The organism is Pedobacter sp. T50_32 (assembly GCF_057652195.1).
The window spans coordinates 1-324 of record NZ_JBYFBY010000022.1 but is presented as its reverse complement, the minus strand read 5'-3'; the positions used below and the strand labels follow the sequence as shown (position 1 = coordinate 324).

Here is a 324-nt window from a genome sequence, read left to right as displayed (position 1 = left end):
TCGATCCCCACGCTTTCGTGCCTCAGCGTCAATAGGACCATAGTAAGCTGCCTTCGCAATCGGTGTTCTGGGACATATCTATGCATTTCACCGCTACTTGTCACATTCCGCCTACCTCTAGTCCATTCAAGCCCCTCAGTATCAAGGGCACTGCGATAGTTGAGCTACCGTCTTTCACCCCTGACTTAACAGGCCGCCTACGCACCCTTTAAACCCACGAAATCCGGATAACGCTTGGATCCTCCGTAGTACCGCGGCTGCTGGCACGGAGTTAGCCGATCCGTATTCCTTCGGTACATTCAGCTAGATACACGTATCTAGGTT

General features: G+C 52.2%; 1 rRNA gene. It reads right to left on the bottom strand.

What is annotated here, in order from left to right:
• Positions 1 to 324: ribosomal RNA gene (locus AC23ME_RS21110) — 16S ribosomal RNA — on the bottom strand; the annotation flags it as partial.